The organism is Vibrio sonorensis (genome assembly GCF_001854765.1).
GTDB classification, from domain to species: domain Bacteria; phylum Pseudomonadota; class Gammaproteobacteria; order Enterobacterales; family Vibrionaceae; genus Vibrio; species Vibrio sonorensis.
The window spans coordinates 121,467-140,031 of the sequence record NZ_LJJE01000070.1 but is presented as its reverse complement, the minus strand read 5'-3'; the positions used below and the strand labels follow the sequence as shown (position 1 = coordinate 140,031).

At 45.0% G+C, this 18,565-nt stretch carries 14 protein-coding genes and 3 pseudogenes; 2 read left to right on the top strand and 15 right to left on the bottom strand.

Annotated features, from left to right (window positions below; genetic code table 11):
- Positions 1-33 precede the first annotated feature (33 nt).
- The 3 genes and pseudogenes from BLO31_RS13450 to cysB all read right to left on the bottom strand — a co-directional run bounded on the left by BLO31_RS13450 (position 34) and on the right by cysB (position 3,446).
- Positions 34-999, bottom strand: a complete 966-nt coding sequence (locus BLO31_RS13450) for an ABC transporter substrate-binding protein (protein WP_070967460.1) — start codon at positions 997-999, stop codon at positions 34-36.
- Positions 1,000-1,208: 209 nt separating this feature from the next.
- A pseudogene (locus tag BLO31_RS13445) lies at positions 1,209-2,419 on the bottom strand (methyltransferase).
- Between the two features lie 52 nt (positions 2,420-2,471).
- On the bottom strand, positions 2,472-3,446 hold the full coding sequence (gene cysB / locus BLO31_RS13440; protein ID WP_070967455.1) for an HTH-type transcriptional regulator CysB: 975 nt from the start codon (positions 3,444-3,446) through the stop codon (positions 2,472-2,474).
- 431 nt (positions 3,447-3,877) lie between these two features.
- On the opposite strand from cysB, the pseudogene BLO31_RS13435 reads away from it, so the two are divergent.
- Positions 3,878-4,641: pseudogene (locus BLO31_RS13435) on the top strand (DNA repair protein).
- A gap of 65 nt (positions 4,642-4,706) precedes the next feature.
- Positions 4,707-5,477, top strand: coding sequence for a tRNA isopentenyl-2-thiomethyl-A-37 hydroxylase MiaE (gene miaE / locus BLO31_RS13430; protein WP_070967451.1), 771 nt, complete (start codon positions 4,707-4,709; stop codon positions 5,475-5,477).
- A 114-nt stretch (positions 5,478-5,591) separates the two neighbouring features.
- On the opposite strand, the gene pyrF is transcribed toward miaE, so the two are convergent.
- From pyrF to clpP, 12 genes and pseudogenes are all read right to left on the bottom strand, one after another.
- Positions 5,592-6,284 (bottom strand): orotidine-5'-phosphate decarboxylase, encoded by a 693-nt coding sequence (gene pyrF, locus BLO31_RS13425; protein WP_070967448.1) that lies wholly within the window; start codon positions 6,282-6,284, stop codon positions 5,592-5,594.
- 65 nt (positions 6,285-6,349) lie between these two features.
- Positions 6,350-7,519 (bottom strand): lipopolysaccharide assembly protein LapB, encoded by a 1,170-nt coding sequence (gene lapB, locus BLO31_RS13420; RefSeq protein WP_070967445.1) that lies wholly within the window; start codon positions 7,517-7,519, stop codon positions 6,350-6,352.
- Between the two features lie 25 nt (positions 7,520-7,544).
- Positions 7,545-7,820 carry a LapA family protein gene (locus tag BLO31_RS13415; protein WP_070967442.1) on the bottom strand — a complete coding sequence of 92 codons (276 nt, stop codon included), beginning with the start codon at positions 7,818-7,820 and terminating at the stop codon, positions 7,545-7,547.
- Between the two features lie 203 nt (positions 7,821-8,023).
- Positions 8,024-8,305: an integration host factor subunit beta gene (gene ihfB, locus BLO31_RS13410; RefSeq protein WP_070967438.1), complete on the bottom strand. Its 282-nt coding sequence runs from the start codon at positions 8,303-8,305 to the stop codon at positions 8,024-8,026.
- Positions 8,306-8,514: 209 nt separating this feature from the next.
- Positions 8,515-10,185, bottom strand: coding sequence for a 30S ribosomal protein S1 (gene rpsA, locus BLO31_RS13405; RefSeq protein ID WP_070967435.1), 1,671 nt, complete (start codon positions 10,183-10,185; stop codon positions 8,515-8,517).
- Between the two features lie 104 nt (positions 10,186-10,289).
- Entirely contained in the window at positions 10,290-10,970 is a 681-nt protein-coding gene (gene cmk, locus BLO31_RS13400) for a (d)CMP kinase (RefSeq protein WP_070967430.1), read from the bottom strand.
- Between the two features lie 152 nt (positions 10,971-11,122).
- Positions 11,123-11,413, bottom strand: coding sequence for a ComEA family DNA-binding protein (locus BLO31_RS13395; RefSeq protein ID WP_070967427.1), 291 nt, complete (start codon positions 11,411-11,413; stop codon positions 11,123-11,125).
- Positions 11,414-11,551: 138 nt separating this feature from the next.
- Positions 11,552-13,411 (bottom strand): peptidylprolyl isomerase, encoded by a 1,860-nt coding sequence (gene ppiD / locus BLO31_RS13390; protein WP_070967665.1) that lies wholly within the window; start codon positions 13,409-13,411, stop codon positions 11,552-11,554.
- Positions 13,412-13,564: 153 nt separating this feature from the next.
- Positions 13,565-13,837 (bottom strand): HU family DNA-binding protein, encoded by a 273-nt coding sequence (locus BLO31_RS13385; RefSeq protein WP_070967425.1) that lies wholly within the window; start codon positions 13,835-13,837, stop codon positions 13,565-13,567.
- 195 nt (positions 13,838-14,032) lie between these two features.
- Positions 14,033-16,384, bottom strand: a complete 2,352-nt coding sequence (gene lon, locus BLO31_RS13380) for an endopeptidase La (RefSeq protein WP_070967421.1) — start codon at positions 16,382-16,384, stop codon at positions 14,033-14,035.
- Positions 16,385-16,499: 115 nt separating this feature from the next.
- A pseudogene (gene clpX, locus BLO31_RS13375) lies at positions 16,500-17,782 on the bottom strand (ATP-dependent protease ATP-binding subunit ClpX).
- 77 nt (positions 17,783-17,859) lie between these two features.
- The gene (gene clpP / locus BLO31_RS13370; RefSeq protein WP_070967418.1) at positions 17,860-18,489 is read right to left on the bottom strand and encodes an ATP-dependent Clp endopeptidase proteolytic subunit ClpP; all 630 of its coding nucleotides are present in this window, start codon (positions 18,487-18,489) and stop codon (positions 17,860-17,862) included.
- Positions 18,490-18,565: the final 76 nt, after the last annotated feature.

Genomic DNA, 18,565 nt, shown 5'->3' with positions numbered 1-18,565 from the left:
GGCCATAGGGCCTACCTATACGCTTTGTTAGGCCTATTTCACGCTAGTGGCGCGGTCTAGAACACTGCTTGGAATTGCTACACCCAGCTTCTTCGCCGCTGTTGCGTTAACCACGAGATCTGAGCCTTTGGCAACTTTTACATCCAACTCACCCGGTTCTTTGCCTTCAAGAATTGCGGCTACGTAATCCGCAGTCTGAACGCCAACTTGATAGTAATCAAAGCCCAAGCTTGCAATCGCGCCTTTCTCTACGTAAGACGTCGCACCACCAAGCACTGGTGTTTTCGCTTGATTAGCCGCGACGATCATACCTTCAATAGCACTGGCTACCGTGTTATCTGTTGGCGCGTAAATCACATCTGATTTAGCAGCAATAGCTTGAGTGGCCGATTGGACATCCGCACTCTTTAGAGCCGTCGCTTCAACCACTTCTATTCCTTGAGCGGCAGCGCTTTCTTTCAGCAGTTTAACCAATGTGACCGCATTGGCTTCACCTGGATTAAACACTACACCGATAGATTTCACATCCGGTAAGATTTCTTTAATCAAATCTACGTGCTGGCTAACGGGAGATAAGTCAGAAAGACCGGTAACGTTTTTACCCGGTTGCTCAAGCTGGTTTACCAATTTTGCCCCTACAGGGTCTGTAACGGCAGTAAATACGACGGGAATAGAACGAGTCGCCGATACGAGTGCTTGTGCTGTGGGGGTAGCTATCCCAACCAGTACATCGGGTTGCTCACCCACATATTGACGTGCAATTTGCACCGCGATGGCTGGGTTGCCTTGCGCGGTTTTATAATCAAACTCTAGGTTTTTACCTTCCTCATAACCTTTCGCCTTTAACCCATCCAGAAGGCCTTGACGAGTCGCATCAAGCGCAGGGTGCTCAACGATCTGTGATACCGCAACTTTTGCGGTCTTTGCCATGATACTGGCGGATGATAATAATGCAGCGCCTGCAAGAACGGCAACGGCTATAACTTTTCCTGCTTTCATCTCAACTCCTTTGATTTCAGCATGTTTATTAGTGGTGTTGTGTTTGTTTGATATTTTTATTGTGTGCACTTTTTGTGCTTATATTCCGCCACCAAGCCTTACGTGCTACAGGCTAGGTGTTCGGTTACATACCCATTATTACCAATATACTGTGCGAAAGGGAAGCAAGATTTAACATGGAAGTAACAAAAATCGAACTAGATGGCTGTCTATTTTTTAATCGCGTGAATAAGTAGGTTGCGCGGTGTCGTTTGAGCAGTACAAAATTCTGATAGCTCAACTTGATAATCTTGCTCTTCAAGAAAACAGGCGCGATCCAAAACCAACCAGATTTCGATCAAACGATGAAAAGCCGATTGCACCAAACTCAATCGTTCCATCTGCCAGTATCGACTTTCACCAAGGGCTTGGAAGTGCTCGAAGTCAGTGTCTGTTAAATCAACCTCTGCCAACTCTATTCCTTTAGCGTTACTGGCCCAGTGACAAAATGCCATAAAGCCTTGGCCTAATTGGGACTTTTTAATACTCGGTACTGGTGTGTATTCATCAAAGCCCAAAACGCCTCTCAGCAAGGCATCAAACCCCAATCGATAACTCATCTCTTGATAACGATGTTTGCTCACCCTTTGACCACCAGTGACCGTTTTCTGAAGTGGTATTCTGAGTTCATTGCGAGTCAGGTTAAGCGAAGAGCGCTTGCCTACCTCAGAAAGACCTTGGTAAACGTCGTCTTTTGTAAGGTGATAGCAACAGGGTGCAATAGAAACAGCGCTTAGCTTGTGTTTTGCCGCTTGCTTGATGAGCTCGACGTGCAGATCACCACATGCGTGTAGCGCTACGGCATGCATTTTTGGAGAAAAGACCAACGGCAATTTAGGGTCAAGTGCATCTCCATGTACAAAATGCATCGCCAAACCCAGTCGTATTGCCTCTTGTTGACCAGAATCACACAAGCTTTTTTGATACTCCAAACTGGTCACAGGTTTTCTTGAGCTCGCGTTTAAGAAACGTCCTAAATAACCTTTACCACTACACCATTCCAACCAAGAATCACTATTAGAGCTCTCGCATACACGCTCTGCTAACGCTTCGATTTGCGCTACCTTTCGGCCCGGAATACCCGTTGACAAGGCTTTGGGGTATGACCGTGTTGGCTTCTCGTTAACTTTGATCTTATTGCGCTCAAGCTCGGCTTTGAGTTGAGGAAGGTAATCGGCAACCATCGTCTGAACCTGAGAGGGCTCTTGTTTCAGTCGATTTACTTCATCATTGCTCAAGCAGCCTAGGTGGTTAGCTAGTTCAGGGAAGAGTGAGTCCCAAGGAGCAGAACGACCTTCAAGGCTAAGTGAAAGGGTTCATAACGCCAAAACGATTGATGTTCGCTTAGAAAGGCATCGAGTTGTTGAAAGGTTTTTTGCATGGTTCCCCCTGAGAATGCACATTCTAGGGGGAAGTCTCTATGAGGAAAAGCGTTATCTTACTGGCAGCTCGATGTCCTTGAACATCTCTTCAATTTCAGCATTAGATTTCAGAGAGATAGCTTGTTCAACAACAGGACGAGTCAGGTGCGGAGCAAATCTTTCCATAAAGTCGTACATGTAAGAGCGCAAGAAAGTGCCGCGACGGAAGCCAATGCTCGTTGTACTTGCTCCAAAAATATGACTGGCATCGATGGCAACGAGATCCGTGTCTTGCAATTGGTCAATAGCCATACTTGCAATCACACCCACGCCAATGCCCATGCGAACATAGGTTTTGATTACATCTGCATCGGTAGCCGTGAACACCACTCGCGGCGTAAGGCCAACCTTGTTAAACGCGGTATCTAGCTCTGAACGACCCGTAAAACCAAATACGTAAGTCACCAATGGATAACTAGCGAGATCTTGAATTGTCACTTTATCTTTTTGAGCCAAGGCGTGATCTTTAGGTACCACGATCGAGCGATTCCAGTGGTAACAAGGCAGCATAATAGCGTCTTGATACAGGTGCAGAGCCTCAGTGGCGATGGCAAAGTTAGCTGTCCCCTTTGCAATGGCTTCCGACATTTGACTCGGCGTGCCTTGATGCATGTGCAGCGATACTTTTGGGTAGCGCGCCGTAAAACCTTTTATCACATCCGGCAAAGCGTAACGCGCTTGAGTATGTGTCGTAGATATATTAAGCGTACCCATTTCTGGGTGAGTATGCTCACCCGCTACCGCTTTAATGCTCTCTACGCGGGAAAGGATTTCTTGAGAGATGCGAATGATATCCTCACCCGCCGAAGTCACTTGTGTAAGATGCTTACCACTACGTTCGAAGATTTGAATACCCAGCTCGTCTTCTAGTAATCTCACTTGTTTACTGATACCTGGCTGAGAGGTATATAAGCTCTCGGCAGTAGCTGAAACATTCAGATTATGGTTTACAACTTCAACAATATACTTCAGTTGTTGTAACTTCATTTTGACCTCGCAATCCCTATCGACGACTGTAGTGCGGAAACATAGTTTATAATATTTAGTTATAACGCCTCTAGCACAAAATTGATAGTGAAATTAGGCGTTGTAATTGGGCATTTGATGAAATTTGAGTGACTAGCTTAGCTTTTTTGCAATGGATAGCGCATAAAACATCAAAATAAGTAAGTTTTAATGACTTATATACCCCTGACGGGTAATAATATTAACGAGTTATAGTAGGCTACATTTTTTAAACCCAAGCAACCTCAAATTAACGTTATGACTAGAATTCATAAGCTTTTCACCTAGGCTTACCTTTTACTAGTTGTAAGCATTGATATTGATACTGAATACTGTATCTTGAGGGCAGTCGGGTATGATATTTGTCATGTATCCTCACTAATTAGCCACATGGAAAGATAAGACGCAAATTTATGAGTATTGGTTTAATTATCACATTAGTCGCCGTATTACTGGTGTTAGTTCTTGGCTATAACATAATGCTGCAATACAAAGTTAAAGTTGAAACAGCAAAAAAACAAGAAGCTCTCGCTACCTAGCAATTATCGACGCCACGGAAGAGTTGATTGGTCACGCACATCATATTCCTTACAGTAAAGATCTGTTGCTTTGCTTAAATAATCGAATTCTCGATGCATTGGAAAATATGCAGCAACTGGATCCTAAAAACAGACAACTAGAACAGCGCGTTGAACAGATGCGCCAACAAATTAAGCAATTGGACGAAACCTATAAAGGGGGCGAAAGCACATCCTTTAAGAACCCTAGTAGCGACAAGCAAGCCATTATTATGCTTAAGTTGGTTAAACGTCTAAGAGACACCATTCGCAGCGAACACAACAAAGGCCGATTTAATACTCAATCTTATGTGGCTGAGAATGCGCGACTGGAAACGATTCAAATACGCATTAATATCGAAAACGTGATTAAGCGTTCTAATGATTCTATTGTCCGAGGTCAACCGGGTACAGCAATCCAGCTTCTTAAAAAAGGGCTCGATGCGCTATCTAGCAAAAACGACAACTACTCCAACCAAGCGCGTGAAAAGTTGCAAACCATGTACGACGAGCTTGAGCAAAAACGTCAAAGCAAAAGTGCAGAAGAACAACAGCAAGTTGAAGAGAGTGCGCGTAAGCAAGACATGGACGAACTCTTTGGCGAAAAGAAAAAGTGGTAATATAATCCCATCAGATTCATTGACAAAAGGTCGCTTGAGCGACCTTTTTTATTTTTAGAGCCCTTATGTACGAACTCGAACAGTATCAAGACCTACTCTCGCCTATCAATCAGTTTCTGCAAGTACCCACTCCCACCGAGTGGATAGAGGAAGCCAAAAAGCCAGAGAACCTTAAAGTGGTACTGATAGACCACCTACTTTGTGAATTAAAGGCTGGCCAGTCGGCGATGTACTTAATCCGCAAGTACGCGGTAGACCCTTCAAGCGCATCCAGTCTGTTGGAGTGGTTTAAGCCCTATGAAGACTTCGCCTATCGAAAAACAGGCGGCTTAGAGACACTTAAAGGAAAGAGTCAGATTTCCAAAAAGATCACTGCAAAGGCAAACTCGCCTTATAGCCAAGAGCTCATCGATAAGATGGTACTTTTAATCAAAGAAGAACTTCACCACTTCTATCAAGTACTAGAAATAATGGGCTCACGTGACATCGGGTACGAACCGGTTTCGGCAAGTCGATACGCTAAAGGGCTTTTGAGCAATATGGCTACCCATGAGCCACAGACTCTGGTTGATAAACTCATTATCGGCGCCTATATCGAAGCGAGGTCCTGTGAGCGATTTGCTATGCTGGCTCCTCATATGGAAGCGGACATCGCCAAGTTTTACATCTCGTTACTGCGCTCAGAAGCAAGGCATTACCAAGATTATTTAACCTTAGCTGAAGAGATCGCAGGTCGTGATATCTCTGAACGCGTAAAATGGTTTGGGGAGATTGAAGCTGAACTGATCGCTAGCCCTGACAAGGACTTTAAGTTCCATAGTGGTGTTCCTGTCTAGCCACGAAGGTCCTTTATCACTGTTCGCCATGGCCACGCAAAAGCAGAGGCAAGTTTTTTGGTACGAGGAGACGAAAAAGCCAGCAGCTGCTGGCTTTTGAGCTGAGCGCTAAGTCTAAAGAGAAGCGTTAATTTCGGCTAATACTGCGGCAGGGTCGGCCGCCTGCGTGATAGGTCTACCGATCACTAGATAATCTGAGCCCGCGTTAATCGCCTCTACTGGGGTCATGATTCGTTTTTGATCGCCTACTGCAGCACCAGCAGGACGAATACCCGGTGTCACGAGTTTAAAGCTTTCACCCAACTCCGTTTTTAGCATGTTTGCTTCTTGTGCTGAACATACCACGCCGTCCAAACCAGAATTTTTGGTCAAAGTGGCTAAGCGTATTACCTGTTCTTGCGGAGGAATATTAAGACCGATCCCCGCCAGATCGGTTTGCTCCATACTAGTCAGCACGGTTACGCCGATAAGCAGAGGACGTTCCTTGCCATACGGCTCTAGGATTTCTCTTGAAGCGGCCATCATTCGCTCACCACCGCTCGCGTGCACGTTCACCATCCACACACCTAACTCTGCTGCTGCTCTAACCGCTTTGGAGCAGGTATTTGGAATATCGTGGAACTTGAGGTCTAGGAACACGGAAAAGCCGCGCTTGTGCAATTCTAGGACAAAATCAGGACCAAACAGTGTGAACATCTCTTTGCCCACTTTTAAACGACATGATTGCGGATCAATTCTATCTACAAAAGCCAACGCGTCGGCTTGCTTATCATAATCCAATGCAACAATAACTTTTTGGTCAGTCATTTCATCTCCTAACTTAACATAAAAAAACAGCTATACCTCAAAAGCTTAGATATAGCTGAAATTGATCATTCGCCATCAAGGCCTCTAATCGGCTTGATGGTCCCCCACCCTTTACACGACGGACAGTGCCAATAAAGAGAGTGGGTTGAGAAACCGCATTTTCGACAGCGGTAATGCGGTTTCACTTTTAACTGTTCACCTACCAGTCTTTGAAGAGTACCTAAGCTGTCTTTCGCTCGGCCTTCTTCCGCCTCGGCTAAATGGTAGTCCATTAAGCGATAAAAACCCTTCATCGTCGGGTTTTTCACTAATTGCCGAGTCAGTAGTTCTTGAGCTGAAGCCGTGCCCTCGTGCTGAGAAACCATTTGCGCCAACATAAGCTCTGCAGACACCCCAGCTTTCGCGGCGATACATTGGCGAAGAAACTCTAAAAGTCCGTCTTCTTGGCCAAGGTGATGATAGCAATCGGCCAGTATTGGTAAGACTTCACTGATAAAATCGCTGTCTTGTTCAAGTACCATTTCTAGATAGTGAATGGTTTGTCGGTAATTCTCGACTTCTAGATACAACTGTCCTAATGCGATACTGGCGCGAACGCATTTGGTGTCCTCAGACAAAGCTCGCTTAAAATATTGAATGGATTTACCGTTGTTTCCATCCGCCTTTTCCACCATCGCTAGTTCACACCAGAAGTGAGCGATAGAGGTTTTCATGCGCTTTTTGCCAAGCTTCACCAATTGATTCGAATATTCAATGGCTTTTGCCCATTCACGAGTTTGCTGATAAATCGAAACCAGTTGTGTAAGTGCCGCCTCTCGATGCTCCGGCTCTTCGACGAGTTGTTCAAAAATTCGCTCTGCTCTATCTAAAAAGCCAGACACCATGTAGTCTTTCGCTAGCTGCTGCAGAGCAATATTTTTTTGATCTATGGTTAGACCAGAACGCGATATTAAGTTTTGGTGAATGCGTATCGCTCGGTCTACCTCTCCGCGTGAGCGAAACAGATTACCCAGGGCTAAATGAGTATCGATGGTCTCGTTGTCGACCTGTAAAAGCTCGATAAAGTGATCGACCGCTTTGTCAGATTGATCGGACAGGAGCAGGTTTAGACCTGTCACATATTGACGAGAAATCTGGTTTGAATGCTTTTGCTTGTCCTGTTGTGCACTTCGATTACCCATATACCAGCCATAAGCGGCGGCAATCGGTAACAACAGGAAGAGTATTTCTAGCATCGAGTGGTAAGCCTGCCTTTATCGATTACGAACGAGTTTCCGATGCAGACTGCAACGCAGTAGATTGCTTGAGCTGTTTGTTCAGCTTGCGCACTTTTAACTTGGCTTGTAAGTGGAGACTTCCGAAAATAAGCCATGCCAACACAAATCCAGTCACAAATACGCCGCCAAGTAGAGTGGAAAGGTGGAAATCGCCTTGAGCGATCAAATAGTTGAAAGTCACCACTGCTTGGTTTTGAGATCCCAGCGCTAATGCAATAAGAAACAACGCTAACAAAATAACGATTTTAATAATCTTCATAGTCCATCACCTTCCCAAATCTCTGCCGCTACGATTATGCAGTAAAATCACTAAACACTCCATGGTTAAGTGTTCAATAATACCCAAGTAACCACAAAATATGGTGTCGCCTTTCGCATCAGCCTCAATTGAGCATAAAAAAACGGCACACCAAATGTGCGCCGCTTTTAAGATTCTGTTGTGTTCAGAATAGAGATTCAGGCTTAGCCTAAGTTTACGCGCTCGCGCAATTCCTTGCCCGGTTTAAAGTGAGGAACGAACTTACCTTCCAACTCTACTTTTTCACCAGTTTTTGGGTTGCGGCCCGTTCTTGGTTCACGGTAGTGCAGAGAAAAACTGCCAAAACCACGGATTTCGATTCTGTCGCCACCTTCTAGTGTGGTCGCCATATGTTCAAGGATATCTTTTACAGCATCTTCTATTTCTTTGGCAGAAAGGTGAGTTTGCTCAGCGCAGAGTCTTTCTATCAGTTCTGACTTAGTCATAGTTTCCCTCATAGAGTAATTTATCACTTATTATAGTAAGTAATACCAATTCCAACAAACACTTGCTTCAATATTAGACACAAATTAAACAATTTGCTCAATTTTGTATGTGACTGTTTTACAAAAAATTGACGAAATTGGGATTACCACTCAAAAAAGAACAGAATAAAAAAGGAGCCTTACGGCTCCTTTTCAGCTAAATCGGTCGATTACTCGCCTTTCGCTGCTTTGAAAGCGTCAGCCATTGCATTACCGAACGAGCCGTCTTCTTGCTTGTTCAGTGAAGCCATTGCTTCTTGCTCTTCAGCTTCGTCTTTAGCTTTGATAGATAGGTTGATTACGCGGTTCTTACGGTCTACACCAGTGAACTTAGCTTCAACGCTGTCACCAACGCTTAGGATTAGAGAAGCGTCTTCTACGCGGTCACGTGAAACTTCAGAAGCGCGGATGTAACCTTCTACGCCTTCTTCAAGTTCGATAGTTGCACCTTTAGCGTCTACTGCAGTAACAGTACCGTTAACTAGTACACCTTTCTTCTTCTCGCCAACGTAAGCATTGAATGGGTCATTTTCCATTTGCTTAACGCCTAGAGAGATACGCTCACGCTCAGCGTCTACTGCAAGTACAACTGCAGAGATTTCGTCGCCTTTCTTGTATTCACGTACTGCTTCTTCACCTGGAACGTTCCAAGAGATGTCAGATAGGTGAACAAGACCGTCGATGCCGCCTTCAAGACCGATGAAGATACCGAAGTCAGTGATAGACTTGATCTTACCAGAAACTTTGTCGCCTTTAGCTTGTAGCTCAGCGAACTGCTGCCATGGGTTAGCTTTACACTGTTTCAGGCCTAGAGAAATACGACGACGCTCTTCGTCGATTTCAAGAACCATAACCTCAACTTCGTCGCCAACATTAACAACTTTAGATGGGTGGATGTTCTTGTTAGTCCAGTCCATTTCAGAAACGTGTACAAGACCTTCAACGCCTTCTTCGATTTCAACGAAGCAGCCGTAATCAGTTAGGTTAGTAACACGGCCAGACAGTTTGTGACCTTCTGGGTAACGCTTAGCGATTGCTACCCATGGATCTTCACCTAGCTGCTTAAGACCTAGTGATACACGAGTGCGCTCACGGTCAAACTTAAGAACTTTAACTAGGATCTCGTCACCAACGTTTACGATCTCAGATGGGTGCTTAACGCGTTTCCAAGCCATGTCAGTGATGTGTAGAAGACCGTCAACACCACCTAGATCTACGAATGCACCGTAGTCAGTTAGGTTCTTAACGATACCTTTAACTTCGCTGCCTTCTTGTAGTGTTTCAAGAAGCTCATCACGCTCAACGCTGCTCTCAGATTCGATAACTGCACGACGAGATACAACAACGTTGTTACGCTTCTGGTCTAGCTTGATTACTTTGAACTCTAGCTCTTTGTTTTCTAGGTGAGCTGTGTCACGGATAGGACGTACGTCTACTAGTGAACCAGGTAGGAAAGCACGGATACCGTTTAGTTCAACAGTGAAACCGCCTTTAACTTTACCGTTGATAACACCAACAACAGTTTCAGCTTCTTCGTAAGCTTTCTCTAGTACGATCCAAGCTTCGTGACGCTTCGCTTTCTCACGAGAAAGCTGAGTCTCACCGAAACCGTCTTCAACAGCGTCTAGCGCTACGTCTACTTCAGAACCAACTTCAACTTCAAGTTCGCCAGCAGCGTTCTTGAATTGCTCTGCAGGGATAGCAGACTCAGACTTAAGACCTGCGTCTACAAGAACGAAACCGTTCTCGATAGCTACTACAGTACCTTTAACGATAGTACCTTGTTGGAATTCAGTCTCATTTAGAAACTCTTCAAAGAGTTGAGCAAAAGATTCAGTCATTATTCAATCTTCAATAATTTAAACGTCCACGGGTGTCCTACCACATGGGGTTATTAACTTCGCCAGTCATCATCCTTGCGACCGACGTCCTGAGCTGAACGGCCTTAGCCCTTCAGTTTAGATTCGATATATTCCATAGCTTTTTCAACAACTTGGTCGATAGACATACTTGTTGAATCAAGCAAAAGCGCATCCTCTGCCGGACGCAGTGGCGCAACCGGTCGGTTACGATCTCTGTGATCTCGGTCTTGGATCTCGCTCAAAAGGTGGTCAAATTTAGCATCAATGCCCTTTAGTTGCAACTGTTTAAGGCGTCGCTTCGCCCTCTCTTCTGCGCTGGCGTCGAGGAAGATTTTTACTTCCGCTTCTGGGAACACAACCGTACCCATATCGCGGCCGTCTGCCACTAGCCCGTTGCCTTCTGCAAAGGCGCGTTGACGGCGTAAAAGCGCTTCTCTTACGCGTGGAAAAGCCGCGACCTTGGAAGCGGCTGTACCGGTCTCTTCTTTGCGCAGTTCAGTAGAAACATTCTCGCCTTCTAAAATGACTTTGACTAAGTCTCCCTCGGCAATAAACTGAACGTCTAAATGCGTTGCCAAAGGAACCAAAGCGTCTTCTGACTCTGTATCAACACCGTGGTGAATTGCTGCTAATGCCAACACTCTGTATATCGCACCGGAATCGAGCAGTTGGTAACCCAAGCGATTTGCAATCAGCATGCATAGGGTACCTTTTCCTGCGCCACTAGGGCCATCTACAGTAATAACTGGTGTTTTAGAAGACATGTTCTGCTCCAGATTAATTCTTATTTTCTACGCTAGGGTAGACCATTTTTCGGCGTTGAATTATATAGAGATTGGCGTTCTGAGGCTAGCTTAACTTTCGTTTGATTCTCGACTTTGGCCTCCCTATCACGGGCTCAGAAACACGGTTGATTTTAGTACCTCAGTCTCCCTTGATTATCGCTGACCAGCTTGCTGCCGATGCCCTTCACTTTCTGAAGGTCGATAGCATCTTTGTAAGGCCCGTGTTCTTCTCTGTACTTAACAATCTCTTGTGCTTTTTTTGTACCCACGCCTTTTAACAGCTCAGCAAGCTCTTCTGCGGATGCTGTATTGACGTTAACCGTTATTTCTATGCCTTCTAGCTTAGGATCGGTTTGAGCACTTTGCTCGGCAAAAGCGAAAACAGGCATAAGTATCAGTACAAGAGCAAGAAGTAATTTCATTATTGATTCCTCGTTTAGTTTAAAGTCCATATAAGTCTGCTCTTGACGCTATGACGTAGAAACACAAAATATCGAAAAACAAAAAGGGCTGCCGAAGCAACCCTTTTTAACAATACTATCAATTACATAAAATGCAATTTACTGACTTACTACGTAATACTCAATTTCAGTATTGTTGCGCAGTACACCAATTAGACCTTCTAGGTCGAGCTGAGCATTAATCATGGTTAGCTGCTGACCTATCTGAGCTTTGTACTGATCGTTAACCGTTTCCGTAACGCCCACTAGCTCCACGACCACAACATCACCGTTAAACTCTTTTGCTTGAGCGTAACCTAGGTTGCCTGCTTGCGGCTTAGCCATAGCGAACACAACATCAGCCAACGGAGAACCACGGTCAATTTTCTCTAACTCACCAAAAGTGAGGTTTTGTGCATTTAACTCAGTTTTATTGCCTTCGCCAAGCTCTGTTACTAGTGTTTGTGCCAGTGTCAGTGCCGTTTGCTCTGCTTTAACTTTGGAAAGCTGTGCTACGACATCGCTGCGAACTTCTTCTAATGGCAATACGGTTTCATCGCGAACCTCTTCCACTCGAACGACAATAACGTGTTCTGGAGCGACTTCGATCACTTCTGAGTTAAGACCATCTTCTTTTACTTCTGGGCTTAAGATAGCTTGATAAACAGCGGGTTGCTTAAGTACCGCTGGAGCATCCACTTCCGAAATGAAATCCGTGTGTTGAATTTTGCCATCAATGGCTTGAGCAGCGTCATCAAGAGAGTCTGGGAACTCAAATGCTACCGTTTCTAGTTCGTTTTGCAGTTCGTAGAACTTATCAACCGCTTGCTGATCTTTAAGCTCGTCTTTAATTGATTGGGCAACCTCGTCATAAGGTTTGGCAACCGATGCTTTCAACTCGTCGAGTTTAATAATGTGGTAACCAAATTCGCTTTTTACTAGACCAGTAGTATCACCCACTTTCTCAAGAGCAAACGCCGCATCTTCAAAGGCAGGATCCATTACATCGCGTTCAATCCAACCCAGAGAACCGCCCTCTTCAGCACTACCGATATCTTGCGATTTTTCTTGAGCTAGCTCTGCAAAGTCTACGCCGCCACTCAGTTCATCCAAGATAGCTTGCGCTTGTGCTTGGTCATCACCTTGTACAAGGATATGACTTACTTTGCGCTGCTCTTCGGTTGAGTACTTAGCGATATTGTCTTGGTAGAAGCGTTCTGCTTGCTCGTCTGAAATGGTAATTCCATCTCTCAACTGCTGCGCAGATAACTCGATATAGGAAACTTTAGCTTGCTCAGGGCGAGTGAAGCGCACGGTATTTTCTTGGTAGAAGGCGTTGATCTCTTCTTCGCTTAACTCAACCTTTGCTTCAAACTCTTGCAGCGGCAAAACAATCTTACGGATGTCGCGAGTTTGAGTAATCAACTTGCTTTGCGCGTCCACTTCGCCTGGTAGAGTGAAATCACTTGCTTGTACTGCACTAAGCAGTTGGTTACGAACCAAATCGCGGCGTAGGTAGTCTGCAAAAGTTTCTGCAGAGAAGCCCGCACGGCGCAATGTAGCTTGGTAGACGTCTTGATCAAACTTGCCGTCTACTTGGAATTCTGGCATCTCTAGAATCAGAGTTCTCACTTGAGCATCACTCACGCGAAGACCCAAACTTTGTGCGTGCTGTTCTAATAGAGCGTCGTTAATCATACGATCTAACACAGACTTTCTAAACTGTTCTACGTATGCAGGGTCACCTAGAAGATTGGCAAAGTAATCCCCTAGCTGAGATTGTCTGCGGTTGCGCTCGTTTTGATACGCCTGCTCAAACTCGGCTCGACCAATCTCAATATTGCCTACTTTAGCTGCTGTATTACCTGCACCGCCAAAGATATAACCACTCACACCTGTAAATACAAAAGACAGGATAATTAGGCCTAAAATAATTTTGACCGCGATGCTGTTTACGCCTTCGCGTAGCCGCTCCATCATACTAAAACTACTCTCCACGTAGGTCATCGTCATTCAGCCAACTGAAGCGATTAACCATAACTAAAATTCTATAGCGCGATGATATCAGAAAAAGAAATGCGCATCAGTATGATGCGCATATTTTCAAAAGGTTCTAAAAACGACTTGTAAAAATTAGTTGCAAGCGTCTTTAAGAGCTTTACCTGCTTTGAAAGAAGGTACTTTAGCTTCAGCGATTTGGATCTCTTCGCCAGTCTTAGGGTTACGACCTGTACGAGCTGCACGAGTACGTACGCTGAAAGTACCGAAGCCAACTAGAGCCACTTGGTCACCAGACTCAAGTGTACCGCTTACTGCTTCAATAAATGCGTCAAGAGCACGACCAGCTGACGCCTTTGATAGATCTGCACCGTCTGCGATTTTTTCTACTAATTGAGTTTTATTCACTGTGATTCCCCTTTTTGCTGCCTGCTTATTATTTTTAACGGCAGCTTTCGTTCCATTTTAGTTTCAAATCTAGCTCAGACCGTTATCTAACAAGGCTTTGAGCTATAGAGGCTAACGTTAGCGCCCAAAAAAAACGCTGACAAGCCTTTTTTGGGCTAATCAGCGTAATCTTTTACTTATTTTTGCTGCACATCACTATTTTACAGCTTCAAATTCAACACCTATCGGGTCTTTTTCAAGCGCAACCTTAAGAACATCGTCGATCCATTGAACTGGAATCACTTTTAGATCGGCGATTACGTTATCTGGAATCTCTTCCAAATCGCGTTCATTGTCTTTAGGAATCAACACTGTCTTAATACCACCGCGGTGAGCGGCTAACAGTTTCTCTTTCAGTCCACCAATAGGTAAAACTTCACCGCGAAGGGTAATTTCACCTGTCATGGCAACTTCTGCTTTAACTGGGTTACCTGTCAAGCTAGAAACCAAGGCTGTACACATTGCGATACCCGCACTTGGCCCATCTTTAGGCGTAGCGCCTTCTGGTACGTGCACATGGATATCGCGTTTCTCATAGAAATCGCTATTGATGCCCAGTTTATCTGCACGAGAACGCACAACCGTCATCGCTGCTTGAATCGATTCCTGCATCACATCGCCAAGAGAACCGGTTTGAGTTAGCTTGCCTTTACCCGGCATCGCTTCCGTTTCAATGGTAAGCAGATCACCACCAACTTCGGTCCATGCCAAACCAGTCACTTGACCAATGCGGTTGCTATCGTCTGCTTTGCCGTAGTCGTGGCGTTGAACACCTAAGTAATCTTTTAGGTTTTCCATTGAGATAGTGACCGTCTTAAGTTCGCTATCCAATAGAATGTTCTTCACTGCTTTGCGGCAAAGTTTTGATATTTCTCGCTCTAGACTACGCACACCCGCTTCACGTGTGTAGTAACGGATAATTCCGATAATCGCTGAGTCTTCAATTTCAATCTCATGCGGTTTCAGACCATTGCGTTTCACTTGCTTCTCAACAAGGTGGCGTTTAGCAATATTCAGCTTTTCATCTTCGGTGTAACCCGATAGGCGAATCACTTCCATACGGTCTAGTAATGGGCCTGGAATGTTCATTGAGTTTGACGTCGCGACAAACATTACATCAGATAGGTCGTAATCGACTTCTAGGTAGTGGTCGTTAAACGCATTGTTTTGCTCTGGGTCTAACACCTCTAACAGTGCCGACGACGGGTCACCACGCATATCAGAAGACATCTTGTCGATCTCATCCAATAGGAAGAGCGGGTTCTTAACACCAACTTTCGACATTTTCTGAATCAGCTTACCTGGCATGGAACCGATGTAAGTGCGGCGATGTCCACGGATTTCCGCTTCATCTCGTACCCCACCCAACGCCATGCGTACGTACTTACGTCCGGTTGCAGAAGCAATAGAACGCCCCAGAGAAGTTTTACCAACACCAGGAGGACCAACAAGACAGAGGATCGGGCCTTTCAGTTTATTAATACGATTTTGAACCGCGAGGTATTCAAGAATGCGTTCTTTCACGCGCTCTAGACCGTAGTGGTCTTCGTTCAAAACCTCTTCTGCTTTGGCTAGGTTCTTCTTCACTTTAGAACGTTTGTTCCAAGGAACACCAACCATCCAGTCGATGTAACCACGCACTACGGTTGCTTCCGCAGACATAGGTGACATCATCTTAAGTTTCTGCAGCTCTTGCTCGGTTTTCTCACGAGCTTCCTGAGGCATTTTCGACTCTTCAATCTTCTTCTTAAGCGTCTCAAACTCGTCTGGCGCATCGTCCATCTCGCCGAGTTCTTTCTGAATCGCTTTCATCTGCTCGTTCAGGTAGTACTCGCGCTGAGATTTTTCCATCTGCTTTTTAACGCGTCCACGGATGCGCTTTTCAACTTGCAGCAGATCGATTTCCGATTCCATTTGGCCCATTAGGAACTCAAGTCGTTCGCTCACGTCTAGTATTTCAAGTACGTTTTGCTTATCGTCGAGCTTGAGTGGCATGTGTGCCGCAATGGTATCCGCTAGGCGAGCCGCCTCGTCGATGCCATTGAGTGATGTTAATACTTCTGGCGGGATCTTCTTATTGAGCTTGATAAAGCCTTCAAACTGATTGATCGCACTGCGAACAATCACTTCTTGTTCTTTTTCTTCTAGCTCAGGAGTGGTTAAAAATTGGGCTTCCGCCAAGAAGAAATCATTTTCAATAAAGTGATTAATTTTAGCGCGTTGCTGACCTTCAACTAACACTTTCACTGTACCGTCCGGCAGTTTCAGTAGTTGAAGAATAGTGGCAACAGTACCAACATCAAACAGATCTTCTTTTGCAGGTTCATCAGTTTCAGCTTGCTTTTGAGCCACAAGCAGAACCTGTTTATTGTTATCCATTGCTGCCTCTAGACAGGCAATCGATTTTTCCCGGCCAACAAACAGTGGAATGACCATGTGCGGGTATACCACTACATCTCGTAGAGGCAGTACTGGGATCTCGATACGTTCGGAACGTTCCAAGTTCATATTCTTCTCTCTTCCGCTTAGTTCTTAGAGCAGTATATGGGGGCTAATTTATTGGATTCAATAAAAGAATAAAAAAAAGGAGGTATTAACTACCTCCTTTTTTAAATCGCTCGCTTTAGGACTCTGCGCCTGCTGCTTGATTGTCTGAATTGCTGTAAATCATCAATGGCTCAGACTCGCCTTTGATAACAGATTCATCGATTACTACCTTGCTGACTTCCGGTGTTGAAGGTAAGTCATACATGGTTTCTAGTAATACGCCTTCGAGAATTGAACGAAGACCACGAGCACCCGTTTTACGCTCCATCGCTTTCTTAGCAATAGCACGCAGGGCATCATCGCGGAACTCAAGCTCAGTGTCTTCAAGTTCAAACAGTGCCGCATACTGTTTTGTAAGCGCGTTTTTAGGCTCGCTCAGGATTTGAATCAGTGCGTCTTCGTCCAGTTCAGTCAAGGTTGTCGTTACTGGAAGACGACCAATGAACTCAGGAATAAGACCGTACTTAACCAAATCTTCTGGTTCAACTTGTGTAAACAAGTCGCTCAGAGACTTACTCTCTCTTTAGAACGGATATCCGCTCCAAAGCCAATGCCTGAACCGGTTTCAACACGCTGCTCAACCACTTTATCTAGACCGGCAAACGCACCGCCACAGATAAAGAGAATCTTAGAAGTATCTACTTGCAAGAATTCTTGTTGAGGATGCTTACGACCACCTTGTGGCGGAACCGAAGCAACAGTACCTTCAATCAGTTTTAACAGAGCTTGCTGAACACCTTCACCTGAAACGTCGCGCGTGATTGATGGGTTTTCAGCTTTGCGAGAAATCTTGTCGATTTCATCGATATAAACGATACCACGCTCAGCTTTCGCAACGTCGTAATCACATTTTTGCAGAAGCTTCTGAATAATGTTTTCAACGTCTTCACCTACATAACCAGCTTCGGTTAGCGTAGTTGCATCAGCCATGGTAAATGGTACGTCTAGGAAACGGGCCAAAGTTTCAGCCAGCAGCGTTTTACCACTACCTGTAGGACCAATAAGAAGAATGTTACTCTTGCCGAGTTCAACACCTTCACTGGTCGTGTCACCATTTCGTAAACGCTTATAGTGGTTGTATACCGCAACCGCTAGCACTTTCTTTGCGTAATCCTGCCCAATCACGTAGTCATCAAGGTGTTCGCGAATATCTTTTGGCGTTGGTAACGCCTCAGATTGCTTCTTCGGTAGAACATCTTTGATCTCTTCGCGGATGATGTCGTTACATAAGTCCACACACTCATCGCAAATGTATACGGAAGGGCCGGCAATTAGCTTGCGAACTTCGTGCTGGCTTTTACCACAGAAAGAGCAGTACAGCAGTTTATTACTACCACCCTCTTTGCTTTTATCAGTCATTCGCTAACCTCTTAGCCTTACTCTCTATGATTTGAGTGTATATCAATTTAATCCGAATTGCGCTAAACAATTTGCTGTTATTCTGTTGGCGCTCGGCTTAATACTGAATCCACCAAACCGTATTCTACAGCTTGATCTGCTGACATAAAGTTATCGCGATCCGTGTCGCGTTCGATCACTTCTAGTGGCTGACCAGTGTGCTCTGCAAGCAAGCCGTTCAACTTCTGTTTGATCGAAAGAATCTCTTGTGCATGGATTTGAATATCCGATGCTTGCCCTTGGAAACCTCCAAGTGGCTGGTGAATCATTACGCGTGCATTTGGCAACGCATAACGCTTACCCGGTGCGCCACCAGCGAGTAGGAAAGCACCCATTGAGCATGCTTGGCCCATACACACTGTACTAACATTTGGCTTGATGTACTGCATTGTGTCGTAAATCGACATACCCGCAGTCACACTGCCACCAGGCGAGTTAATGTAGAGGAAAATGTCTTTGTCTGGGTTTTCAGACTCTAGGAATAGCAACTGAGCAACAACGAGGTTTGCCATCTGGTCTTCTACCTGACCGGTCAGGAAAATCACACGCTCTTTGAGAAGGCGAGAATAAATGTCGTAAGAACGCTCGCCGCGGGATGTTTGTTCTACCACCATGGGTACGAGGGCATTCACAATGGGTGACATTGCGTTTTTGTCTTGGTAGCTCATATTCTTATGTCCCTAAAATAAATGGTCCGGATGATGTTTATCATACGGACCATTGTTAGCAGAATAGTTAACGGGT